This window comes from Priestia sp. 10L35 (assembly GCF_056395685.1).
Genome location: NZ_JBFTKA010000021.1, coordinates 1 through 22,599 on the forward strand (window position 1 = coordinate 1; position 22,599 = coordinate 22,599).

Below are 22,599 nucleotides of genomic sequence, written 5' to 3' on the forward strand. Positions count from 1 at the left end.
GTCAAATTGAGCTCTTTTAATTCCTGCAGCACTTCTTTTTTTAATTTGTACACCTTATCAAAGGAATGCTTTTGTTCAAACTCCTTCATTTTGGCCAAACGCTGTTCTTTCTCTTGAGGTGTTTCTTGCTTCAGCTGCTTTTCGACAGGAGCTTTTTCTGCTTCGGCTTCTTTTTTCGCTTCTTTAGAAGAATCTTTTTCACTTGATATGCCTAATTGAGCTAACAAGTTTTGTTTAAACAGATGCTTATACTGTGTTTCTTCACTAGGCTGCTGCATAACTTCTAGTACTTCTTGTTTGTAATCTTCTTGATATCGGTCCTTCTCTTGTGCCTGTTTACGTGCTTGAAACTGATGAGAAAGCTCATTCTCCATGCCCTTCAATTGGTCAGAGTTGAACTGCTTTTCCTTTAAGGCACTTGATTTCAACATGACATAATCGTTTTCTGCATTCACACGGGCTAACATGCTATCAATATCTTGAGGTTTCTCTTTGTCATGAGCCTGTAAAAACGTAATATAGCTCGTTTTGAGCTGCGTTTCTCGATCTTTCTCTAAAACAGGGTTCACGTCATGACTCTTTAAAAAATCAAGTGTTGCTTCACTTTTGTAGGCTTGTTTTTGCCCTTTTTCATCCGTAGAAACAAGTAAAACCTGCGGTTTTTCCTCTCCTATAGCTGATTGTGTTAAGTAAACAGCACCAGGAGGGATGTCTTGCAGCTGTTCACCACTGATATTGGCCCAATCTGCCTCGATTTTTTCATTTTGTGGGTATTTCATAAACTTCTTGAGTTCCCGTTTATCAGCGATAAGGGTATTAAATTGGTCATCTGAAAGAGATGTCACTTTTTTCATCATTTTCCCCCCAGGTAATTAGTATTTAGATAATAAATAAAGTACAAGTTGCATGAAAAAAAGCAGAGGAATGAACAACCTCTGCTCTTTTTCATTTAATTTTATTAAGTTACATGTAGATGTTGAATAAAGTTTGTTAATTTCGAAGGAAGAACCTTTAACTAACTCTCTTATTCCTTACTTGAAGCAACTGATCCAACTTCCTTGTCAGGTAAACCAATTATATCTGTATGTTTAGGTATATGACCCAATAAACGTAACATGGCTACAATTTGCCCCTTATGGTGAAATTCATGTGTAATTGTATGCATGAGCAATTGTCGCGGAGTCTTTCTTATACTATTAACCTCTGGTCTCCAAGCAAGTTCTCCTTCAATAATGTCATCGAAATTATCACTAAATTGTTCAAATACGGCATCCACATATGCATCTGCTTGTTCAAAATAAAGTTGAATATCACTTATCTGCATATTACTAATTACTTCTTTTGTTAAAAGAGGCGATTTCGTTTGTAAAAGAACAAAAGAACCGAGCCACGCATGATAGCAACCTGCAATATGAATCAAAGAATCTCTTACACTCTGAGAACCAAATCCTAGTTCTTTTGTAAAATCACCTTCATTCAACCCTTTACATTGCGCTAATAAGATTTGACGTGTTTGTTTTACCCATTCGTACTCTTGTTTTTCCATATTCTCTACTCCTTTATTTGAATATTCCCACTTATATTATTAGGTTCATTGTACAGCAAATAAGAAAAGCCAACATTAATAAATTTGATATAGACCTCCCTTCATTTAATGGGTAATCGACCAATAAAAAAGAGAGCTTAATGCTCTCTCACCGTTCTAACTCTCGACTTCTTTTCTTTAGATTAGTAAATAACTGAATAAAGGTTTAATTATTTTGAATGAAATTTTTTTCTACCAAAGTTTAAATCCAGACATCATTTTCTGCTGTTTGCTGAGTTGTCTTATCACCCGTATTAACAACACCCTTAGGTTCTACAAGCATAATTTTACACTCTGATTCTGCGTAAGGCTTATGTTCAACATTACGCGGAATGACAAACATTTCACCTTGATTTAATTTCACTTCACCATTGCGAAATTCAATTGTTAAGTGACCCTCAAGGACCATAAACACCTCATCTGTATCTTCATGCTTATGCCAAACAAAATCTCCCTGTACCTTAACCAGTTTAAACTGATAGTCATTCATTTCAGCAATAACTTTTGGAGACCAAAGATCTGTGAATTTAGCTAATTTTTCTTGTGAATTAATCGAAATATATTCCATTCTTTTCTTTTCTCCTTTTTTATCAATCTATTAAATACTAACTAACAGAAAACCATCGTTTGGGTTAATGATAACCAAAAGGAGTAATTTTTTACAAATGTTTTATAAACCTTGTACCTTTTGTAGGTATTGAACCCTCACTTCAAATCTTTATCTTCTTGATAAGAGATCTCCTTAAGTTCTTCTAGTTCTTGTTCATACCAAGGTTCTTCTAAATCCACAAAAAGTTTCTGTGTTTTGATATTCATTGGCACCAACATATTCTCTTGATGCACCACATATTGATGAAACTCCTTCGCTTCTTCTGGACTTAAATTCACCTCTACCTCTTTGTCTTGATACTGTACAATAGCATGATCCTCTCCTACAGCTTTGATCGAAGCTAACACTAAATCTTTGTTAAAAAACATATCTTATTCCTCCTCTATATTTTTAAAACTATCTTTATATAAATCCATCAATGAGATGGTTGTTTCCCCTTGGACTCTTCCCAATCAATCCGTTTTTGACGTTGATTCGCAATACGCTTCTCAACAGCTTCCTTCGCAACTTTCGTGCTATCTAACTCTTGTAAATCGGTTGTCATTAATCCATCAAAACCGTGATGGAAGAAAAGGCCGTTCATATATTCAATTAAAATTTGTGTGTTTTTATCAGCACTGTTTGCCCCAAGACGAATCTTCGTTAATTCATCTTTTAAAACCTGATGTAAGTTGTTGCTAACCACTTCCGAAATATATTGTAATGACCATTCCTTTTCCTTGGTTTCTTGGTACTTTTGGCAAATATCCATAATTGCTTCCCCAGGAAAACGAAAGTGATGTTCTTCCATATAAGCTTGAATATATTCATCTGTTTTCGTATCTAATGAAATGGTACGTCGATTTTTCTCCATCATTCATAACCCCTTTCAGCTTCTCGATTATGTTCAATATCTTTTTGCAATTGCTCATAATGTTTTTGGTTTTTCCAACTTTCATATTCTGATTTAAACGCTCGCTCCATCTTTTTTAATGCAAAATGCATGGAGACATGTTGATTAAAATTTGCAGGACGTTTTGATTGTTTCTTACTTTCTACCATTCTTTTAATGTGTTGCTGCTGCTTATCATAATCTTTCATTTCTTTTAAAAAAGCATTCCCCATTCGCTTATAGAGATCATCTATTTTTGTTTGCTTATAATTCTTATATCGTTTTTCATCAACCTTTCCTTCTCCATATGCTTTCTTTAATTCTTCTACTTCTTTATCTAACTTTTTAAGTAATTGTTGATATTCATTGCGATGATACTTTTCAATATATTTTTGACTCAGCACATCAATAAATGGCTTCATTGATTTTAATGTTCGGTAGCTATATTGCCATTGCCTTTTATCTTCTGGAAGATGATTATAGATTTGTAGAAACAATGGTTGAATGTCACGATTCTTCCACCTTAATGAAGAATCCTGCTTCTTTTTTCCGACCATATCCTTTCGAATTAACTCATTTATTTTCTGTTGCTGCTCACCTCGATTTAAAATTTGATTCACCACTTTTGATTTCATCGCATCCAATGTTTTAGGTTTTCTTTTGCCTCGCTCACGAGTAGGTTGTGGTTCTACTGTTGCAATATGAATATGAATGTTCCCTGTGTTATAGTGTATGGCAGCTGACCAAACAGCCGACTCATTTAACCTTTCCCTTTTAAGCATTTCCTTCATGGATTGACGGGTAATGTCCATTAATTTTTTCTCATCCACTGTATGAGTATGAGCATCATATAAACCATTTTCTTGGAGCCAAGGATTATGAAATGTAATGACGTCTTGCCACATAATACTGTTATTTTTTTGTGCTGTTTCAAACAACTTCTTTAATTGTTTTTTCTCTTCTTCATTTAAGTGATTAGATTGTTGAGTAAATAAAGAAGACGTTTTATCAGGATTATCCATATAATCTTGATAAAGAGTGAACAGTTTTTCATGTGCTCCCTGTTCTTTTTTTGCTTCCTCACGATCTACATAATCAACATAATCTTGAAAAGCTTTCTTATCAGACGTGATAAATTTCGTTTTGAGTACAACTCCTGGTGTAACAGAGGACGGCTTCATTTTTTATATCCCTCTACAATAGTAGCCATCAACTTACCAGTTTTTGCGATTCTATAATCCTCAACTTCTTTAAAATTTTTCATGGTTGACCTTTGGATACTTTTTTCTGCACAACACAATGCATTTCTAATATGACGACGTTCTCTTTCTAAGAGACTATCTATATTTTGAGTAACAGACTTCACCATTCTTTGTATTGAATCATCCTCACGTTTCTGAGCCTCTTTATGTTCTTTACATATTTGAGAAATGGCATCAGCTGGAAAGCGCAAACGATGTTCTTCCATGTAATTTTGAATGTACTGATCTGTTTCAGTATCGAATGAAATTTTACGTCTTTGCTTCATCATTCTTCATCCTCTCCCATCATTTCTTGAATAAATCCATTAATTGTTTCAATTGCAACTGCACATTTTTCCATCATCTTTATATTTTTATAGATGATATTTTCGAGTTCTGCTTCACGATCTTTTTGTTCTTGAAAAACAGCCAGTGTTTCAACCTGACCTTTTAAGAATTCTTGACGAGAAATCTTTTTTTCTTTTGCAATCTCATCTATTTTTTTTACGGCAGTTGGATCAATATCTCGTAAAAGAATATCCATAACATTCGTTCCTTTCCTGTAAATTGTGGTTACCCACTACAAAAGAGAGAAGAGCATAAGGGGTTTTTGCCCCCACCATAGGTGTGGGGATAGGCAGAGCCTAGCAAAACCGTGGGTACAAAGAAAATCACTAAATGTCCCCTTTGCGTCCCTTTTTTTTGTTGTACGTCCCTTTTACGTCTCCCTTTAAAATCCCAATGTCCCCTTTATGTCCCCCTATTTTGAAGCCATGTCCCCTTTACGTCTTCATGGGTTTTCTCATTTCATGACTAAAACTTGTTACTTTTCTTGTAAGCTTTTATGTCCAGCCGCATTGAGCTAAATGCTTTCATTACTAGATTGAATCGCATCTTTTCCCATCGCAATCTTTGATTCCGTAGCAGCCTTTCCATAGTTTTTTTATTTTCTTTTTTACAACATCTTTTTATAACTCATATGAACCTGCTGTGAACATGAAAAAGATAAATGTTAATGGGCCGTGATCCTTCATTTTTTTAGAACAGCCATCGTTTATAGAATAAAAATCGATTCATAAATGATAAAAAGGCACGCGTAAATCACTTGTATTGTAAGTAAAAACAAATGGCCGTTTTAACCATGAACATGTAAAAAAAATGAAAAAGATTGCTTGCTTCTGTCTTATTCTTTCAAAAAACACCTCAAAACGAAGTGACCCCTGAGGGGACATTTATCAACTATGAAGGGTCGGCGAAGGGGTTTCTGGCACAAATGTTGTAATCACTAAAGGGCCGGTGAAGGGACTATCCCTTAATTTGAGGGTGCGCTGAGGGGGTTCCTTGAAGTTTTTGTATGATATCATGGTTTTGCTAGGCTCTGCCTAGCCTATCACACTCTGTGATAGCAAAAACCCCTTATGCTCTTCTCACTATTTTTTAAGAGGCACCACTATTTTAGAGAATTGACATAAGTTATGAGAAATTAAAATAAGAAATGTTGATTCTATTACTGTTAAAAAAATTGATGAGCTAGCAAAGAAACATGATTAATTTTGATACAAATACACAAGTTAATATTTTTCTTCTTTTAATAATTGGACGACCTTCACGCTATACGTAGTATATCAATAAAATATTAGCTGCTACATATGGTACTACCCAAATTGCTAAAATACGAAAATCAACTCTAAACTCTGAGTACACCTAAAACATAGAATACATTATAAAAATTGGAGCTAGCAGAAGCAACTTTGATATGTTTCGCTTTCGTACATTACAAATGACATCTGAATAAACTATTGCAAAAATCAACATACCGTATGGAGTGAAATAGTGTCCTATCGATGTAAACATCCCCTCCAAGTGTAATACCTACTTTGGCCGTTTTATCCCTTTTCCTAGTAAAGCTCCTATCCCTCCAAGTAACACTTGCCTATATAATTTGTTCGTTTTGAGGATTTCTAAAAAAAGGATTGAACTCATTAACCACAGTAAAGCCAACATTATAAACATATGTCCATTACCTCTTTAGCTTATTTTGTAGAAACGAAATGGTACCCTTTGGAATTTTTCCGTTTAAGTACTATTCCTGCATGCCCACATTTGTAGACATAACGTGTAGGTTTCCCCCAAGACTCCCATAACAGATCTGCATCTTGAATATGGACGTACTGATCATGTTTAGCAGAAATTAGTAGTATATTTTCCTTATTCATTTTGGAAGGGCTTGATTTGGCTCGGTTAATTTCCAATACTTCACTAGATCGTTGTAATCGACCACATGAGACTCTAAGTCCTATCTTATATACTTACCACGGATCGTATTCCATATCGAATAGCTCAAGCGATTAGAATAGGATATAGAAACTAATACATCGATTTCTGATTCAAGTGTAGCAACTAAATTTGAGATAAAGCCACCAAGACTAATACCTATTATAATTACAGGACCTTGTTTGTTATTTTTTATCCATCGAATTAAAGCCCTTAGATCAACAATTGCTTGTCTAGTCGATTCAACAGTCCTATTAATATTGGCACTAACCATAAATTCTCCACTATAAAGTGATGCCTCGGGCTGACGTTCTAGGTGGTAAGGAAGAGTATAATAGTACATATTCCATCCTAAATTATTCATAATTGAATTATGAATAATCTTCTTTACTCTATCAAACCCTTTCATTCTCCAACCATGTACAAAAATAACATTCGGCGTACTTCCATCTTCATTTAAGAAAGCCTCACCTCTTACGTAGTCATTGGAAACATCACCAGAAGGTATCAAACTTTCAAATCCAAATTCACCTATACTATACCTTTTGTCTGTAGAAGTTATGTCTAGTCCAATATCTGAAAGTGATGCTGGTACTTCAAAAAAAGTTTCTCTATCTATATTTATTGGTATATGAGCAGACTCAATATAATATTGATCCCCCTCGCTTCGGTCTTTATGCAAATCATGCAGAGCATAATGATCTATCAATTTTGAAAGTAACAAGTTAATATCTCCTCCCAGCTGATTATTTATTTTTTGTTATTTTTTACATTATTCATCATGATATCAAACTCTCGACTAGATTTACATGAATCAACAACCCCTTTATTTCTGATATACAAGAACCAATTAATCTCTTTTTGTTGACATTAAGATAAATAAAACCTTTTTTACCATTTTTTTGAATCGTACGATAGTCTATAGACCTAACTTTTATAAAAAAGAATTTTTCTCACTTTAATTAATGTTAAATGTCCCACTAACTGAGTAGACATTCTCTACATTTGGAATAGAAATTATATTAATTCCATCCTAAAAATAGATAATGAACTGTTATTAGTTCATTGCAGAACCCACCTTATTTCTTTAGAACAAAAATTGGCTTCATCCAAAACAACAAGTTCATCTTTAGTTGAACTAAATTTGAACTTAACAACTTTTTTTCAAACAACCAAAGAATAAGTTCAACTAAATTCACCCCAAGTTCACCATGTATTCACTACAAAACACACCAACACCCACCCAAGTAGAACTTAAGTTAAACTAACGTCATAACAGTTCATAAAATAAGATATATGAGCAAACTCCAGACAGGAATTGTTGATTTTTTGTCGAAATCATATAAAATTAAATGAATAGGTGGCTGTGAATTGAGTGAACACCCATAAACCCGACAGGTAAATAACCGTGAACTGAGTGAACATAATTAAATAAGGTAAGTGAATGACCGTGAACCGGATGAACTTTCATGAAACTTGCAAATGAATGACTGTGAACTGAGTGAATGTACATAAAACACTAATAAATGGTGGTGGATTACATGAATAATTCTGAAAGTCCAAACTTCATTGGTGTACCAGAAGCATCTGAATATACCAATATTCCTCCTGAAACATTAAAAAGGTATTTAATTAACCATGAACAGTTTTTGAATTTTAAAAAAGAAGGTAGACGTTATAAAATAAGTATTGAATCGCTAGATCTATTAAAGAAAATCCGTGAACTCTATAGCGAGGGGTTACTAAAAGAAGATGTAAACGATAATTTGGCAAGTGATGGACTTCCTATAACTATTACAGTCAAAAATCAAGAAGAAAAAGGTTCTATCTCTATAAACGATGAACTAAGTGAAATAAAAAAGATGTTACAACAACAAGAACAACAGATGACACAGCAGATGCAATTTAATCAAAAGTTAGTAGAAGAGTTACAGAAAGTTAGCCAAACCAATCAAGAATTGAAGCAAATGATAAATAGAAAAGATACTGAGTTAATAGGAGAGTTAAGAAAAGGATTATCAGAAAGTAAAAGAATGATTGAAGAAGCTTCTGCTAGTGCAGAGTTAGAAAAGAAAAAAACATGGTGGGAAAAATTGATAGGTAAATAATAAAAAGCTTCTACTAGTCGGTCAGTGCCCGAGATAGTAGAAGCTTTTTATTGTTATGTTGTCATTTGGTTATAAAATTCGTTGATTATAACACATTTTTAATAGATTGAGGAGGGTTATTTTTTTGACCCTCCTCAATCTTTAAAATGAATTGTATAATAAAATAAATTTATTATTAAGGAAAAATAGTTAAAAAGAATTCTTTTGAGATATATTACTAATTTTTATTGAATTATGAGATTAATTAACGCTATAATAAAACTAACAAAAATGACCGGAATAGAAAAAAGACTTCAACTGTTTAAGTAGTGCGACCAACACACTTAAACCGTTCCCCCTAATCACAGTAGGGAAAACACTTGTCGAAGTCTCTTGTTAATAGATTTAGTTTTCTATAAAGTAAAACTTATGTTTTTATTTTATATGAAATTAACATCTATTTCAAGGGCTTAGTTCATCAAAATCAAGGCATTGTTTTCCTTTCTTAAGGGAAATAGTGTCTTTTTTGTGTTCCTTAAAGGAGAAGATGAACAAATGACAAAAATATTGACCTGCTATTTAAAAGATGTAGACACCTTCAACGGAAGGTTTAAGTGGTTATGGAAGAATAAATCCATACTTCGGAAAAAGAAAGAAGAGTTTTTAGAAACTATTCGTACCCATTACAAACAGAACCAATCAGCCATACATAAAGAATTTCCTAAAAAAAGAATGGAAATGCTCGATCATGTCATCTATAACCTAGTGGCTACAGGCATCCAAGCCATTCGTTCTGAAACGCTCATGAAGAAATTTGAAGTTTCTAAAAGTACGGTTTCTCGTTTTGTACGTTCGTTAAAAGCGACACCTTTTATACTTGTAGCACGTTACATTAAAGAGGATGCAACAGGTACTCACCCTGATAGCTATGTATTTATTTTTAAAAGCCATAAGAACTTTAATCGGATTTGCGACGAAATCTTTTTTGCCCATGATACAACAGGTATACAAACGGTCCAACAAGAAGAAATGACCACTCCTGTGACGCTTCCTGTGATGTATCCAGAAAGTGCGGAAAACGTTGATACACCAAGCTTAAAGACTGATAAATCACCTGGTGCCTTTATTAACCTTGATTTACCTGTAAATCATATAAATAATCATTTAATGTCTGCTTCACAGTCATTTATCTATATCAAAGGTGTTCCTAAGAAAGTCAATCAAGTCTACGCAGGTAAGTATGGTCATCAATTAAAAGACTTTTATGCTCGCATTCAAAACGCTGCAAAAACGGTCAAACGAGATACAGAGATTGATATTACCAAAGGGCAAATACATGAAATTGCGTATACATCGATTATTGGATTGGACAAATATGTACATAAAGCTAATCACAAAGGAAAGTCTTTGTCCTTAGATAATATGTGCCAATTACTCTATAAAATTGCGAAAAACCAATTCTATCAGTTGGTGGATCCTAAAAACCAGGATTATTCATCAGTATATCCAACTCATAAGGAAGTTATACATAAAGACGAGTCATCAACAAAATTGTTTATACCAAAACATATTATCCGTAAAGAAATCGTTCCTGATTGGTTAAAGGTTGAGCAGGATCAAGAGAAGGGGACAAAAAAAGTAGAAATATCTTTAGAACAACAGCTTGAAACGATTCAATTAAAGCAAGACTTAGAACAAGAGCTTACACCAGAAGAGGAATGCTTGCTGCAAGAACAATGCTCTACGTACAGTTCATTAGAAATGGCGGAACTTAAACAAGATTTAGGACAAGCATTAACACCTGAGGAGCAAGAATTATTGCATCAACATGCTAAATTAAAGGAACCAGCTTCTTAATGTTTAAAAATAGTCAAAGCACAGCAAGGAATTTCATTATTTTTAACGTATTCAGTGTTTTAAGAAAGGACTTGGCAGGATTTGAACCCGCAAGAAGCCGAAGTTGTATAGTGTAATACGACTGGCTGCTCTGCCATTGAGCTACAAGTCCATACTCAAAGTATGCGCCTTGTCTCTGTTTATATGTACGATAGGAGAAAATGTAAAAAGTAAAGAAATCCCTTATAAGCTGAATTATTATTAGGATATGTTTATTTAGAACACTGTTCTAAATAATAAATAAATCTATATCTACGCAGGAGGAGAACATTATGCCACATAAAATTACGTTAACTGGATCAGCCACAGGACCACTACGAGAATACGATCGCTATGTTGCCTTTGATATGCGTGAAAAAGGGTCACCATCTGCGCCTAAAGGCTTGAAGAAGAGTACGTTTATTTCGTACACGGTATTTGTTGCAAAGAAGGCTTTTAACAAAACAGGTCTCACGAAAAAAAGTATTATGCAGGAAAAAATCTTAATTCAAGGAGAACCAACATTAGACATTCCAATTGATGAATGCCCTGGGGAAGTAGGCGTAATCTGCTTCCAGATTACCGTTCTCCCGAATAAGAAAGACAAAGAAGACAATGAATCAAACGATAAAAAAGAGGCCAAACAAGAGGCTTCTGCAGCGCAACAAGAAGTTGCTGCTACCAAACAGGAAGAAAAATCGGTAGCTACTTCTCAACCTGCACCAAAAGAGGAAAAGAAAGAAACAAAAGCTGTTCAGCCAGAAGTAAAGCAAGAGCCTACAGAAGCGAAGAAGGCTGAGCCTAAAAAGAATACACTACCGAACCAACCTAAAGGGACACAGGATTTGTTGAACTTTGATGACATTATCGTACCTGAAGAATTCTTAAAGACACGTCCAAATGCTGAAAAAACCCAAAAGGTCATTGATTTTGTGAAACGCACAGGACGCTTAGATGAGCCATTGACGATTGAAAAAGGATCGAATGTCTTAAAAGACGGTTATCGTCGTTATGTTGTAGCCAAAACCGTTAAAATGGATAAAGTTCCGGTTATGTATGAATACCAAAAGTCATAATGTATTTCCTTGAAGATGGCCTATTGCAAGGGGACTGATAAAAATGAGATTGGTGAAGGAAAGCGTCATTTATCCATTACCAGAGGAGCAAGACATTGCAAAAATAGAAGCTTCTTTTCGCATCCAATTGCCCAATGCGTATAAAGAATTCTTGAAACAATATAACGGATGTACAGTAATAAATTCTACACCACTAACAATTATCAATAAAAGGTGTCAAATTGAACGTTTTTTAGGCATTATTAAAAACTTCAGTGACCATCCTTATGGTGTGTACGATATTGGTTGCTGCGAAACTTCCTTAGTAGAACAAGGACGGAATGTTTATGATGAAGATCTCATTGGATCTGAGCTAATTTCAATTGCGAAATTAGCATGGGGAGATTACTTATGTTTAAACTTTCACTATGATAAAAACAATCCGTCTGTTGATTTCCTAGATTACGAAAAATCATATGAATGTGATCCAGCTACATCAAAAGTGGCTGAGAACTTTCAAGAGATTTTGAGTATGTTATTATCTGAGGATACGAAATAGCAGAAAATGCTATTTCATAATGAAATCATCTACTCATTTTGATTTTCAATCATAAAAGAGGAAGTGTCGAGATGAAAAAATGGCTTTGGATCATGTTATCCTTTGGAGTAATTTTTCTTGTATTTATGATGAACCACTTCTTGGATAAAAGCCAACAGCAACCAAACATGATACGTAGCGTCTCACTTACAACCAGCACATCTCCTAATCAACAAAGCATTGTTGAAGTAAAAAAGATGTATAAACAAACCACTGATTACTTTGATTATGAGCAAAAACAAAAGGCTGATTCTCTTAGAATGTACTACGGACAACCCGGAAGCACTCTTAACCAATATAAAGAGCTTCAAGGCATTCAACCTTCTATGATTCATGATGTGAATGTGCATTGGAAAAGTGAGCAACATGTCATCATCAACATTATGAAAACGAATCACCAACACAAAAACAAGGTATACAAACGATTTAACTATAACCTTAGCGAAATGTAGGCTTCAGATCTATGGTTTTACGTGTCTTCATCGTGAGTCTTATGTGTGGTCTTACAATAGGAATAGTTGCTATCATTAGCTTTTTTATGGTGGTTTTCCGCCAGGGTAAGCGAAGTTTACACGATTCGATGACAGCTACCTATGTGAAACGTGTAGATCCTACCAAAGTAGACAGCTCTAAACTTATTTAAAGCTTTTTTTAAAAGAGCAATGTTATATATTTAATAACCCTATTATTTCTACTCTTTTACATTTCAAAAAGGAGAAACTTATATGAAAAAGTCAACACCTTGTCCGGCCATTTTCCTATTGTTGAAAAGGTACCAACTATGATTGTATTTATGGCTTTTTGTGACCCTGTGTATGCCTTATATGAAGCTTATAATGCCGTTATTATCTTTGATAAGGGAAATTTACAACTAAAAAAAACTAATTAATCTTTTATCTCTTTTCTATGAATATGTCTTTAGTAATATCAATACTAGAGACATGTATTTTATTATTAGTGGATAAATTTAAAATATTTTATATTTTTTACCTTCCTCCTCAATCATGTTATCATCATCTGAGGAGCTATTTAGATAGATAAAGTGTTAATTTACAAGAAGGGGAGAAATATAAAGTGGATCAAGTAACAAAACCAGCAGGATTTTGGATACGCCTATTAGGAAATCTGTTAGATGGCATTATCGTAAGTATTCCTTTGGGGCTTATTGGCTTTCTTATTACAGGAGACTTTGATCGTGAAGATCCCATTACATCACTCATAGGTTTCATCTATGCGGTTGCTGTACCTATTTTATGGTATGGATATACTATAGGGAAACGAATTGTTGGGGTTAGAATTGTCAAAATAAATGGAAAGAAACTTGGAATCGGAGCAATGCTACTAAGAGTTCTTGTGGCCGGCATTGTTTATGGCCTTACATTAGGTATTGCTTTAATTGTGAGTGTGTTCATGGTGGTTTTCCGTAAGGATAAAAGAAGTCTGCATGACATGATGGCAGGGACGTATGTTACATATTCAAAGCCCGGTGAAATAGAGGATAAACAAGCATTTGTAGATTAATACTTAATCAACAATGCCGAATACCTTCTATTTCTAATCTACTATTGGGGACTATTCAAACCTCCTACAGATTAAGGTGTAGGAGGTTTTTCTGTGTAGCAACTACCAGTTATGAGTAGAATAGCTACACATCAGAAAGTTTCTTGAAATATGAAAAGGTTAACTGTAGATTATTGAACATACTTATTACGTTCTTTTTTCACTATCCATGCAAGTAACTCTTTTTCTTTGTCATTTAAATGTCGATCTAAACATTTCTCAAAATCAGAAACTAATTCTCCAAAACGAGGGCTATTTTCCATCTACATTCCTCCTATGTCACAAGTATAAAAAGGTACATTTAATATATCTCTATTTCTTTATTTTTCGTTACCGAAATCATTTTCATTTTCCAAACGTTTTTAATCATATTTAGAACAAAGACCGCCCATTATGTATCAGTTTATAAGGCGGTCTTAACTGTATTCATGCTATATGTTTATGACCAAAATATCGACACTATTCTAAAAAGACGTCAGGTGAAAAAGGCAATGGCTAAAATTGCTGCGACACAAGCTAAATAGATATTTCCACTCCAGTCCCTCTTTTCTTTTTCATTCACCGCATAGCTATTATAAGAACCTTCAATCGGATCTATTTTTAGTTTTCGTTGTATCTCGAATTCTTCATCTAAAATCAAGTCTAATTCCTCCATTGTTTGATAATTGTAAGGTAGGAATCTCCCTTGTTCGTCTCTTAATCGGTTGCTGACGTCTTGTAACCCGCGCTGTCTTCTCATTGGTGGAAGGCTGTCGGTCGGGTTGAGTAGTAGTTCCTGACACTGATTGGCCATCTGTTGGTGTTCCAAGTAACGTAGAAGTGTTTGTAAGCGTTCCTTTTCGCTCAAGATCATCATGTTCTCCTCCTCCTTTCTTTCCGATGTTGGGCTCTTGTTCCATCCATAATGGGTGGGAAGAAGGCTGCCACGGAGATGAGGGAAGAGGGACGTCTCTCATTTTATACTGATTCATTAACGCTAAGAAAACAGGATTGTGCGCTGCAGTAAAAAGTGCACACCTTATAATTTGATTTCGGTCTAACTCGGTAGCCTGAAAAAGGCTATCTACATATGTACGGTAAATAGAATGATACCGCACAGTCGGTCGATAGGTGTCTACTTGATTTTGGGCCTTCTTATTTTTCTTCATACGCGTTTTTCTCTTTCAAAATGACCTCTAACATTTGTTTGCCTTCTACCGTTAAATAGACGTCTTTTCGACTTAATAACGAGATTGCTAATTCTTTTGTCATTTGATTCGCTCCATTCCTGATGATTATCCTGACGTCTTGAGGTGACGTCTTACTAAATGATATGAACGATAACTTGTCCACTATTCCGATATTTTCTTCAAAAGTGTATGAAACTTCGAATTCTTGGACAAGACTGATACTAAAAAGGTGATTATATATGTTTGGGTTAGGTAAGCAACGTAGTAAATTAGGAAAATGGTTAGATCAAAGAGGAATTTCGCAACAATGGTTAGCGAGTACTTCAAAGGTTAGTAGGTCCACTGTTAGCGAACTTTGTAAGAGAAATGTAGAACATGCACCTACACAGCGAACTATGACCAAAATACTCAAAGCTTTAAGGAAAATAGATCCAAATTTAAAGGCACATGATTTTTTTGATATGTAGATAGAAAATATTATAATTCTCTTGGAAACAATGCATAAATTTATCGACTTTAACGTAGCAGAAAAGCCTACTTGGTCTTATACAAGTAGGCTTTTCATGTTCATTGTGAATAAAGTTAGATAGATAATGAGAGAAATTTCTTTCTGTTTAGTTGGTGATAAAAATATTTAAGGTGGTCAAAATCATCCTGAGAAATAGTTGATTGTTGATTCAAAGTGTTTTTTACATCTACTAATATACATAGGTCGTGTAATTCATGGTCAGTGAAGATACCTTGCAGAAGATTTAATCGGAATAATAAGGGGAGATTATCGGAGAGTTGAGTTCCACCTTCAGCGAAAAAAATTTGTCGCCATAAATGTCCATAATGTGAATTATCAGAAGCAAAATAAGTTTTATAAAAATAATCATATTCCATGTTTCATTTTCAATCAAAAGGGTAAATTATTATGTTGGAGTGGAATTTTAAAAGAAACAGTCTTTTTAGATCTGTTTCTTTTTTTATTTAAGATTATAAAACGAATAATGAATAGCAAATTGAGCAAACTACCCAAGATGTTACTAAATATCGACTCATACAACTAAATTTTGCAACAGAAAAAACTACCTCTTTTGACTGGGAAGAGATAGGTTTTTCTGTTTTTAAGCTGTATATGACATACAATCGTAGTTACTATAATGTACGTTATCTGAAATTACAAGCTAAAAGCCATTTTTGTTAAGATAAAATTCATATCTATTAATAAATTAGTAAATATTATCCATGAGGTGATAATATGGATAAGAATAAGTTAAAACTCACATCTTCCGAAATAGGGACACTATGGGGAGAGTATGTAAACGGAACAATGACAGATGTAGTAAATCAATATATGTTCTCTATTATTGAAGACGAGTCAATAAAGGCCGTTTTTGAAGATGCTATTAAGACCTTCGCAAACCAAAAGAAACAAATTGTAGCTTTTATAGAAAACGAAGGGTTTCCAGTTCCAATTGGATTTACTGAGTTTGACCTCAATAAAGGTACTAAAAAATTATTTACTGATATATTCTGCTTGAATTATTTACATATCATGACATTACATGGCTTGCTAGGACATACAACCTCATTAGGTGTTTCTGTCAGAGAAGACTTACGTTACTTCTACGATTCATGTGATAATGAGGCAAAAAGGATGTATCATCAAACGATTGAATTATTACTTGAAAAAGGGGAGTTTCAGAGGGACCCTTATTTTTATCCTGCTAAAAACCCTGAATATATTTCTAGCCAGGATTTTTTAGATGGATTTTTCGGAAAAGGCAGACGCTTAACGGTACTAGAAATCATAAGTATTTCCTTCAACCTTAAGAAAAGCATTATGGCTAAAACTCTTTCTATTGGATTTAGTCAGGTCTCTCAATCAAAAGAAGTAAGAAAGTTTTTAGAGGACTCGGAAAAAACGGCTGATGGTCAAATACAATCCTTTTCAAAAATAATGCACGCGGATAATTTACCAGTTCCTAAATCGTGGGAGACAGAAGTAACAACTTCAACAGACGCTCCTTTTTCTGATAAATTAATGATGTATCATATTGGTTTCTTGTTCCAAGCTGCACAAGCGTATCATGGAACAGGTTTAGCATCAGCCATGCGAACAGATCTTGTAGCTGCTTATGAAGGCGTTATTCTAAAGAATTTAATGGTAACAAAAAAATGGTTTAATATTATGATGAAAAATAAATGGTTAGAACAGCCACCACTTGCTCCTAATAGAAAAGAAATTGCAAAAGAAAAATGATAAAGAAATGAATACAAACGAATCTATTCAGCAAACTAATCAAGATGCAATAGAGCATCAACTGAACATCTATATTTTAACGACTGGAAAAAACTACCTCTTTCCCGATGGTGGTTTTTTCCCTTTTTAAGCTGTATAAAGTCTACAAACTTAGTTAACATAGAGCACTTTATAAGCGCAAAAAAAGGCCTGAGTCATTTAGAAACGGGTCCTTTTTGATTTGAGTATATAAATTCTTTTACTTCTACAATTGAGAGACCTAATTGATAAGCTTCTTTCATAAGACTTATCCATTCCTGATCAAGCCTACTATCTTCTTTTCTTAGCACTCACGATTCCTCCAACTTTCCTAATCGGAATTAATTAGGCTCTAACATTTAATAACAAGCCATTAGAAATTGATACTATTAAATAAAGAAGTAGAAGAGATGGCTAAAAAACGAATTGAAATCCATAAAAAGCGAATGAAGTTATCTGAAGAGTTGGAAAGTAACTGGGATAATAAAGAACTCCAAGATAGAATCATCGAGTTAGAGGAAGAAAGCCAAAAACTCAAGAAAAAAATTGAAGATTTACAGACTAACTTTTAAGTATTCTTTCAGGGTGCTTTTTTAGATGGGTTCTGGAAAGATATATGTTATACAGTAGAAAAGAGGTGACCTGTTAATCTTTGGCGAATTAAGGAGAGGAAACAAGTAGAGAAGGAGGACTTAATAGTGAAAGAATTAGTCATTAATGATGTTGTATTTGATGTAAAATACCTTACTACGTCTACAGCCAGCAAAGAAGAAGTGGGACTTGAAAAAAGAATTATTAATAATGGAAAAATGACTAAGGGAAGAGATCAAATTAAGTTTTCATTTTCTGTTTTGGGTAAAGAAGATTATCAATTATATGATACCTTTTTTGAGAATACTCATTATACTGTTGTGATCCCTGAAACGAGTGAAAGATTTATAACTCATAGTGTTTCGCATAGTACATTTTATCAAGGAGCTGAAGTAACAGATAACACAGAAGTGGTATTTAAAGTTACACTTACCAAATAAAGTGATTACCTATGTTTAAGCTCACGCTCTAACATTTTTTAAAGAACTTGCTTAAGATTAAAATCCAGTTTGATTAAGTTCTATTTATTAGAAACACCTGTATGCCTATAATGTTTTTCTAAGGGGAGATCTCAGTGAGTAAGTGTAGTGGTTTTGCAATAATTTGCTTAAATAATAAAGATGAATTGTTAATGGTCTCCCAAGAGAAACCCAACACACCAAAGCGTTGGTCTGTTCCTTCTGGTGCTATTGAAGACTATGAAAGGATTGAAGATTGTTGTGTTCGAGAAATGTGGAATCAAACAGGTTATCAAGTAGAGATAGTAAAAAAGATACAAGAGAATAGGGCAACTACCTATAATGTTGAAGTTCACATGACCTATTTTGAAGTTAAGGTATTAGCTGGAGAGAAGAAAGTTCAGATCGTAGATTCATATTGCTGGCAACCGATATCTAAAATTAATCATTTGAACATGTTATTTGAAGATGAACGTGAGGTTGTATTAAATTATATAAAAAAGAAAAAACAGTTCATTTAATCTTGCTCAAGTATATTGTTTTACCTCTATACACATGTATGGAGATTCGTTGTCTTTTGGAACAACTACAAAAATATATAGAGGGCAGGTCAAATAATTGATTAATACAACCATTAATTTAATGAGAATTGTCATGAATACTACTATGAGGAATAACTTAATCTTTATAAATCATTACCTCAAATCGAGGGACATTTTTTTATCTAGATCTAAGACACCATAAAAAATCCCCTGCATCGTAGGGAGAATAGGTTGCTTTCTTTTATTTGTCTACTATGGAGGGAACATTCCCTCTTTTAAAATATTGTTTTTATAGCTAGGTACACTGCAACAATCGATGCAACGACTATAGTTCATATTTTTCTCCAATATAAGTAATATACAAAAATCTTTTTAAGAAAATACTTTAAACATTACTCAAGAATAGTGGATGTTTATGTGCAAATTAATAACTTGCAAAAGAGATATTTTTTATATTCCTAATAAATTTTATATTCAAAAAATTTTGTTGACAAATCGATTAGATAGATATAATATTGCATGTAATCAAATAATAATAAGCAAAGATTGGAAATATTAGAAGGATATATAAACTTGTCAGAGAGCCGGTGGTTGGTGAGAATCGGTAGTTATTACCTTTGAACTCATCCAAGAGCTACTCCCTGAACATTATAAGTAGGGGATGTCGGTTTTCTACCGTTATGAAGATAGGTGGTGATAGCTGCCGAAAATGAGTGGGTTAATTATGTAATGATTAATCAATTAGAGTGGTACCGCGAGCAACGCCTCGTCTCTATATTTTTATAGAGGCGGGGCTTTTTTTATACATTAATATGACAAAGGAGTGTTTCTGAAATGACGAGAAAAATTTGGATGTTTGATACGACTTTAAGAGATGGCGAGCAAGTTCCAGGGGCTAAGCTGAATCTGTATGAAAAACTAGAAGTAGCGCAGCAACTAAAGAAGATGAAAGTTGATATTATCGAAGCTGGTTTTCCTTCGTCTTCAGCTGGTGATTTTAATGCTGTGAAAGAAATTGCTATGAAAATAGGAAATACAGAAGACATGATCATCACAGCGTTAGCAAGAGCAGTAAAGGCTGATATTGATGCTGTTTATAATAGTGTGAAATATGCTAAAAAACCGTTAATCCATATAGTTTTAGGCGCTTCAGACATTCATGTGGAAAAGAAGTTTGGGAAATCGAAAAGTCAAATTTTAGATCTCGGCGTTGATGCAGTAAAATATGCAAAAACATTTTTACCAGATGTACAATATTCAACGGAGGATGCGTCTCGCTCCGATTTTGAATATTTATGGGCAACGATTGAAGCCGTTGTAAAGGCAGGGGCTACCATTATTAATGTACCCGATACAGTTGGCTATGCCGAGCCGGAAGAGTTTGGTGAACTAATCTTTAAAATAAATGATCGTTTGAAAAATTTGAATGATAAAGTGCTTTTAAGTGTCCATTGTCATAATGATCTTGGTATGGCAACAGCGAATACGTTAGCTGCAATAAAAAATGGGGCAGATAAGGTTGAATGTACGATAAATGGCATTGGTGAACGTGCAGGTAATGCTGCACTAGAAGAGGTTGTTATGGCAATTAATACGCGTTCATCAGTTTATAACGCGTACACAAATATTAATACAAAAGAAATCATGAATACATCTAGGTTGGTAAGTAGTTTAATGGGACTTGAAGTACAAGTAAATAAAGCCATTACAGGTGATAATGCTTTTGCTCATTCTTCAGGTATACACCAAGACGGTTTATTAAAAGCAAGAGATGCTTACGAAATCATTAGTCCAATTGAAGTTGGTTTAGATGATATGGAACTTGTTTTAACCGCCCGTTCTGGACGTCATGCGGTGAAAAACGCGCTTGAGTCATTAGGTTTTAATGAGATGACTAATATACAATTTGAAGGGGTATTTGAAGATTTTCTTGAATTGGCAGATGCAAAAAAGGAAGTATATAATCATGATTTATATGTCATCGTTGAGAACTATTATGCAAAAAATGATATTCATAATCAGGATATGACGCATTATAGCGATCACTTTTATGAACTAATGGACTTGCAAGTGATTAGTAATACAAATTTCCCGTCTGCAAGTGTGAAGATTAAAAAGGGCGATCAAATATTGAAAAACAGTGCAGTCGGGTCTGGCCCGATTGATGCTTTGTATTCTGCTATTACAGAAATTAGTGATTTAGATATTAAATTGATTGAATATAATATTAGCAGTGTATCAAGAGGTAAGGAAGCATTAGGGAAAGTGAAGATTCAAGTGGAATACAGAGGAGAAAAGTATGTTGCCAAAGCAACAGATACGGATATTATGAAAGCAAGTGCATTTGCGTATATCAATGCTGTAAACAGTATTGTGGTTGATACTTTACTTCCGATTGAATAGATAAAAGGTAATATTTAAGGGAATGTGCTTAGTTTGTTTGGGTAATTACTTCGGTCGACTTACATCGTTAACAGAAGGAGAAAAGGGATTAAATTATTGGTTAGATAGTTTTGCAGATGATTTTTCCTGAGTTTCCTAAGTGGAAAAATAAAATAAATACCAATCTATATAAAGATGGTATATGGGTAGCTGAATATAAACGAATTCGAATTGTCGCCTTTAAGAAAAAGTAGGGATTTATTAATTAGGAGGTCTACCATATGGAAGGGAATATTGCCCGCAATCGGGCTGAATTAGCAGGGAAGTTAACAAACGTATTAGATTCCCGGTCACTAACATACTCCCATAAAAGGCTTGCAAGTATACTTAAGGAAGGTATGAAGGTTCTTGATTTAGGATGTGGAACAGGAGCAATTACACGTGGAATAGCAGAATCAGTAGGTCCAAAGGGGTGGGTCGTAGGAATCGATAGCAATCCCAATCTAATCGAAAAAGCTCGTCAAAATCATGGTAAAACTCCAGGATTAACTTTTGAAACAGGTGATATCTTTAATCTTACCTATGAAGGAGAATTTGATATTGTTACCTGTGCTAGGGTGTTAATATGGCTGTCCGAACCTTTGAAAGCATTGCAAATGATGAAATCTGCTGCCAAAATTGGTGGTCGTATTTTGGTCGTAGACTATAATCATGAAAAGATATCATGGGAACCGGCCCCTCCTTCAAGTATGACTTCTTTCTATTCTACATATTTGAAATGGCGTTCTGACGCAGGTATGAATAATGCAATTGCTGATGACCTTACTAATATGTTTCGGGAAATTGGTATTCAAGACATCATTATAACCCCTCAACACGAGGTATCTAACCGAACAGATTCTAATTTTAATACAAATATTGGGATATGGGCAGATACTGCTTCAAGTAGAGGAATTCAAATGGAAAGGGATGGGTATATTACTGAAATAGAATATATAACGGCGGAAAAAGAATATCGCGAATGGATGACTAAAGAGGCTCAATCTTTAACAATGTATATGTTAGCTGTAGAGGGTGTAAGAACTTTGTAAATGTATCTCTCATAAAACCTCCAATTTATATTAATAGATTGGAGGTTTTAGCTACCTATAAAATCTATTTCTCGGAAATAATATACGAAAAGGATCTTTATGGAAAAATAAATAAGTACCTTGATAAAATAGGAGTACTTTTACGTATTTATTTCTTCTTTACCCTAAAGTAATTCTTTCTTTAACTTGTCAAAATCTCTTTTAGCTACTTTTTCAATCTTATCAAATAATTCATCACCTTTGATTAATCCTTTTTCTTCTAGTATTTCTTCTAAAGCTTTAAATCTTACTCTAGATAAAACAACCTCATTTACGGCATTAACCATCAACTTCTGATCTTTTGT

The 22,599-nt window shown here is 34.0% G+C and carries 25 protein-coding genes, 4 pseudogenes and 1 other annotated feature; of the genes and pseudogenes, 14 read left to right on the forward strand and 15 right to left on the reverse strand.

Translation table 11 applies throughout. From position 1 onward, the window contains the following. From AC1DEF_RS27940 to AC1DEF_RS27980, 9 genes and pseudogenes are all read right to left on the reverse strand, one after another. Positions 1-857: pseudogene (locus AC1DEF_RS27940) on the reverse strand (hypothetical protein); the annotation flags it as partial. 167 nt (positions 858-1,024) lie between these two features. Further along, positions 1,025-1,546: a DinB family protein gene (locus tag AC1DEF_RS27945; protein WP_097825455.1), complete on the reverse strand. Its 522-nt coding sequence runs from the start codon at positions 1,544-1,546 to the stop codon at positions 1,025-1,027. Between the two features lie 241 nt (positions 1,547-1,787). Further along, positions 1,788-2,153 (reverse strand): cupin domain-containing protein, encoded by a 366-nt coding sequence (locus AC1DEF_RS27950; RefSeq protein WP_477727702.1) that lies wholly within the window; start codon positions 2,151-2,153, stop codon positions 1,788-1,790. Positions 2,154-2,290: 137 nt separating this feature from the next. Continuing rightward, entirely contained in the window at positions 2,291-2,563 is a 273-nt protein-coding gene (locus AC1DEF_RS27955; RefSeq protein WP_097825453.1) for a hypothetical protein, read from the reverse strand. Between the two features lie 47 nt (positions 2,564-2,610). Next, positions 2,611-3,048: a hypothetical protein gene (locus AC1DEF_RS27960; RefSeq protein WP_075422500.1), complete on the reverse strand. Its 438-nt coding sequence runs from the start codon at positions 3,046-3,048 to the stop codon at positions 2,611-2,613. Continuing rightward, positions 3,048-4,247 (reverse strand): MobP2 family relaxase, encoded by a 1,200-nt coding sequence (gene mobP2 / locus AC1DEF_RS27965; RefSeq protein ID WP_097825452.1) that lies wholly within the window; start codon positions 4,245-4,247, stop codon positions 3,048-3,050. The genes AC1DEF_RS27960 and mobP2 overlap by 1 nt, the downstream gene beginning before the upstream one ends. Beyond that, positions 4,244-4,597 carry a hypothetical protein gene (locus tag AC1DEF_RS27970; RefSeq protein WP_097825451.1) on the reverse strand — a complete coding sequence of 118 codons (354 nt, stop codon included), beginning with the start codon at positions 4,595-4,597 and terminating at the stop codon, positions 4,244-4,246. Before AC1DEF_RS27970 ends, mobP2 begins: the two co-directional genes overlap by 4 nt. Next, a complete protein-coding gene (locus AC1DEF_RS27975) occupies positions 4,594-4,851 on the reverse strand; it encodes a hypothetical protein (RefSeq protein ID WP_097825450.1) in 258 nt (85 codons plus the stop codon). Before AC1DEF_RS27975 ends, AC1DEF_RS27970 begins: the two co-directional genes overlap by 4 nt. Before the next feature lie 1,476 nt (positions 4,852-6,327). Continuing rightward, positions 6,328-7,305 (reverse strand): annotated as a pseudogene (locus AC1DEF_RS27980) (alpha/beta hydrolase). An 817-nt stretch (positions 7,306-8,122) separates the two neighbouring features. On the opposite strand from AC1DEF_RS27980, the gene AC1DEF_RS27985 reads away from it, so the two are divergent. Continuing rightward, a complete protein-coding gene (locus AC1DEF_RS27985) occupies positions 8,123-8,689 on the forward strand; it encodes a hypothetical protein (RefSeq protein WP_097825449.1) in 567 nt (188 codons plus the stop codon). Between the two features lie 534 nt (positions 8,690-9,223). Next, entirely contained in the window at positions 9,224-10,525 is a 1,302-nt protein-coding gene (locus tag AC1DEF_RS27990; RefSeq protein WP_477727703.1) for a replication protein, read from the forward strand. Positions 10,526-10,591: 66 nt separating this feature from the next. On the opposite strand, the pseudogene AC1DEF_RS27995 reads toward AC1DEF_RS27990, so the two are convergent. Then, positions 10,592-10,676, reverse strand: a pseudogene (locus tag AC1DEF_RS27995). A 160-nt stretch (positions 10,677-10,836) separates the two neighbouring features. On the opposite strand from AC1DEF_RS27995, the gene AC1DEF_RS28000 reads away from it, so the two are divergent. The 4 genes from AC1DEF_RS28000 (at position 10,837) to AC1DEF_RS28015 (ending at position 13,717) form a co-directional block, all read left to right on the forward strand. After that, entirely contained in the window at positions 10,837-11,619 is a 783-nt protein-coding gene (locus AC1DEF_RS28000; RefSeq protein WP_097825447.1) for a ParB N-terminal domain-containing protein, read from the forward strand. 43 nt (positions 11,620-11,662) lie between these two features. Then, entirely contained in the window at positions 11,663-12,157 is a 495-nt protein-coding gene (locus AC1DEF_RS28005) for an SMI1/KNR4 family protein (RefSeq protein ID WP_097825446.1), read from the forward strand. A 71-nt stretch (positions 12,158-12,228) separates the two neighbouring features. Continuing rightward, a complete protein-coding gene (locus AC1DEF_RS28010; protein WP_097825445.1) occupies positions 12,229-12,648 on the forward strand; it encodes a hypothetical protein in 420 nt (139 codons plus the stop codon). A 622-nt stretch (positions 12,649-13,270) separates the two neighbouring features. After that, on the forward strand, positions 13,271-13,717 hold the full coding sequence (locus AC1DEF_RS28015) for an RDD family protein (RefSeq protein WP_097825444.1): 447 nt from the start codon (positions 13,271-13,273) through the stop codon (positions 13,715-13,717). A gap of 170 nt (positions 13,718-13,887) precedes the next feature. On the opposite strand, the gene AC1DEF_RS28020 is transcribed toward AC1DEF_RS28015, so the two are convergent. The 3 genes from AC1DEF_RS28020 to AC1DEF_RS28030 form a co-directional block, all read right to left on the reverse strand. Then, positions 13,888-14,019 (reverse strand): hypothetical protein, encoded by a 132-nt coding sequence (locus tag AC1DEF_RS28020; RefSeq protein ID WP_255255828.1) that lies wholly within the window; start codon positions 14,017-14,019, stop codon positions 13,888-13,890. Positions 14,020-14,231: 212 nt separating this feature from the next. Continuing rightward, entirely contained in the window at positions 14,232-14,396 is a 165-nt protein-coding gene (locus AC1DEF_RS28025) for a hypothetical protein (protein WP_162213431.1), read from the reverse strand. Beyond that, positions 14,383-14,904 (reverse strand): hypothetical protein, encoded by a 522-nt coding sequence (locus tag AC1DEF_RS28030; protein ID WP_097825443.1) that lies wholly within the window; start codon positions 14,902-14,904, stop codon positions 14,383-14,385. Before AC1DEF_RS28030 ends, AC1DEF_RS28025 begins: the two co-directional genes overlap by 14 nt. 260 nt (positions 14,905-15,164) lie before the next feature. On the opposite strand from AC1DEF_RS28030, the gene AC1DEF_RS28035 reads away from it, so the two are divergent. From AC1DEF_RS28035 to AC1DEF_RS28045, 3 genes are all read left to right on the forward strand, one after another. After that, positions 15,165-15,392: a helix-turn-helix domain-containing protein gene (locus AC1DEF_RS28035; RefSeq protein WP_043981743.1), complete on the forward strand. Its 228-nt coding sequence runs from the start codon at positions 15,165-15,167 to the stop codon at positions 15,390-15,392. A gap of 776 nt (positions 15,393-16,168) precedes the next feature. Beyond that, positions 16,169-17,173 (forward strand): DUF3231 family protein, encoded by a 1,005-nt coding sequence (locus AC1DEF_RS28040; protein ID WP_097825442.1) that lies wholly within the window; start codon positions 16,169-16,171, stop codon positions 17,171-17,173. Continuing rightward, the gene (locus AC1DEF_RS28045; RefSeq protein WP_477727704.1) at positions 17,157-17,303 is read left to right on the forward strand and encodes a hypothetical protein; all 147 of its coding nucleotides are present in this window, start codon (positions 17,157-17,159) and stop codon (positions 17,301-17,303) included. The genes AC1DEF_RS28040 and AC1DEF_RS28045 overlap by 17 nt, the downstream gene beginning before the upstream one ends. A 64-nt stretch (positions 17,304-17,367) precedes the next feature. Here the strand turns inward: AC1DEF_RS28045 and AC1DEF_RS28050 are convergent, their stop codons facing one another. Continuing rightward, complete coding sequence (locus tag AC1DEF_RS28050) at positions 17,368-17,502, reverse strand: anti-repressor SinI family protein (RefSeq protein WP_141425901.1); 135 nt, start codon at positions 17,500-17,502, stop codon at positions 17,368-17,370. A 99-nt stretch (positions 17,503-17,601) separates the two neighbouring features. Between AC1DEF_RS28050 and AC1DEF_RS28055 the strand changes: the two genes are divergently transcribed. The 5 genes from AC1DEF_RS28055 to AC1DEF_RS28075 all read left to right on the forward strand — a co-directional run bounded on the left by AC1DEF_RS28055 (position 17,602) and on the right by AC1DEF_RS28075 (position 22,255). Then, positions 17,602-17,763 (forward strand): hypothetical protein, encoded by a 162-nt coding sequence (locus AC1DEF_RS28055; protein ID WP_162213433.1) that lies wholly within the window; start codon positions 17,602-17,604, stop codon positions 17,761-17,763. A 126-nt stretch (positions 17,764-17,889) separates the two neighbouring features. Continuing rightward, on the forward strand, positions 17,890-18,222 hold the full coding sequence (locus tag AC1DEF_RS28060) for a hypothetical protein (protein WP_097825441.1): 333 nt from the start codon (positions 17,890-17,892) through the stop codon (positions 18,220-18,222). Between the two features lie 134 nt (positions 18,223-18,356). Beyond that, complete coding sequence (locus AC1DEF_RS28065; protein WP_097825440.1) at positions 18,357-18,761, forward strand: NUDIX hydrolase; 405 nt, start codon at positions 18,357-18,359, stop codon at positions 18,759-18,761. Positions 18,762-19,315: 554 nt separating this feature from the next. Next, positions 19,316-19,559: a binding site (T-box leader), on the forward strand. A 57-nt stretch (positions 19,560-19,616) separates the two neighbouring features. Beyond that, the gene (locus AC1DEF_RS28070) at positions 19,617-21,185 is read left to right on the forward strand and encodes a 2-isopropylmalate synthase (RefSeq protein WP_097825439.1); all 1,569 of its coding nucleotides are present in this window, start codon (positions 19,617-19,619) and stop codon (positions 21,183-21,185) included. 260 nt (positions 21,186-21,445) lie between these two features. Continuing rightward, positions 21,446-22,255, forward strand: coding sequence for a class I SAM-dependent methyltransferase (locus tag AC1DEF_RS28075; RefSeq protein WP_097825438.1), 810 nt, complete (start codon positions 21,446-21,448; stop codon positions 22,253-22,255). A 164-nt stretch (positions 22,256-22,419) separates the two neighbouring features. Here AC1DEF_RS28075 and AC1DEF_RS28080 read toward each other — a convergent pair. Next, a pseudogene (locus AC1DEF_RS28080) lies at positions 22,420-22,599 on the reverse strand (hypothetical protein); the annotation flags it as partial.

Coding starts and splice junctions, on each gene's coding strand:
- AC1DEF_RS27970 (WP_097825451.1), bottom strand. CDS start 4,597: ATGATGAAGCAAAGACGTAAAATTTCATTCGATACTGAAACAGATCAG.
- AC1DEF_RS27975 (WP_097825450.1), bottom strand. CDS start 4,851: ATGGATATTCTTTTACGAGATATTGATCCAACTGCCGTAAAAAAAATA.
- AC1DEF_RS27985 (WP_097825449.1), top strand. CDS start 8,123: ATGAATAATTCTGAAAGTCCAAACTTCATTGGTGTACCAGAAGCATCT.
- AC1DEF_RS27950 (WP_477727702.1), bottom strand. CDS start 2,153: ATGGAATATATTTCGATTAATTCACAAGAAAAATTAGCTAAATTCACA.
- AC1DEF_RS27990 (WP_477727703.1), top strand. CDS start 9,224: ATGACAAAAATATTGACCTGCTATTTAAAAGATGTAGACACCTTCAAC.
- AC1DEF_RS28000 (WP_097825447.1), top strand. CDS start 10,837: ATGCCACATAAAATTACGTTAACTGGATCAGCCACAGGACCACTACGA.
- AC1DEF_RS27960 (WP_075422500.1), bottom strand. CDS start 3,048: ATGGAGAAAAATCGACGTACCATTTCATTAGATACGAAAACAGATGAA.
- AC1DEF_RS28010 (WP_097825445.1), top strand. CDS start 12,229: ATGAAAAAATGGCTTTGGATCATGTTATCCTTTGGAGTAATTTTTCTT.
- AC1DEF_RS27945 (WP_097825455.1), bottom strand. CDS start 1,546: ATGGAAAAACAAGAGTACGAATGGGTAAAACAAACACGTCAAATCTTA.
- AC1DEF_RS28055 (WP_162213433.1), top strand. CDS start 17,602: ATGGCTAAAAAACGAATTGAAATCCATAAAAAGCGAATGAAGTTATCT.
- AC1DEF_RS28070 (WP_097825439.1), top strand. CDS start 19,617: ATGACGAGAAAAATTTGGATGTTTGATACGACTTTAAGAGATGGCGAG.
- AC1DEF_RS27955 (WP_097825453.1), bottom strand. CDS start 2,563: ATGTTTTTTAACAAAGATTTAGTGTTAGCTTCGATCAAAGCTGTAGGA.
- mobP2 (WP_097825452.1), bottom strand. CDS start 4,247: ATGAAGCCGTCCTCTGTTACACCAGGAGTTGTACTCAAAACGAAATTT.
- AC1DEF_RS28075 (WP_097825438.1), top strand. CDS start 21,446: ATGGAAGGGAATATTGCCCGCAATCGGGCTGAATTAGCAGGGAAGTTA.
- AC1DEF_RS28005 (WP_097825446.1), top strand. CDS start 11,663: ATGAGATTGGTGAAGGAAAGCGTCATTTATCCATTACCAGAGGAGCAA.
- AC1DEF_RS28035 (WP_043981743.1), top strand. CDS start 15,165: ATGTTTGGGTTAGGTAAGCAACGTAGTAAATTAGGAAAATGGTTAGAT.
- AC1DEF_RS28040 (WP_097825442.1), top strand. CDS start 16,169: ATGGATAAGAATAAGTTAAAACTCACATCTTCCGAAATAGGGACACTA.
- AC1DEF_RS28030 (WP_097825443.1), bottom strand. CDS start 14,904: ATGAAGAAAAATAAGAAGGCCCAAAATCAAGTAGACACCTATCGACCG.
- AC1DEF_RS28020 (WP_255255828.1), bottom strand. CDS start 14,019: ATGGAAAATAGCCCTCGTTTTGGAGAATTAGTTTCTGATTTTGAGAAA.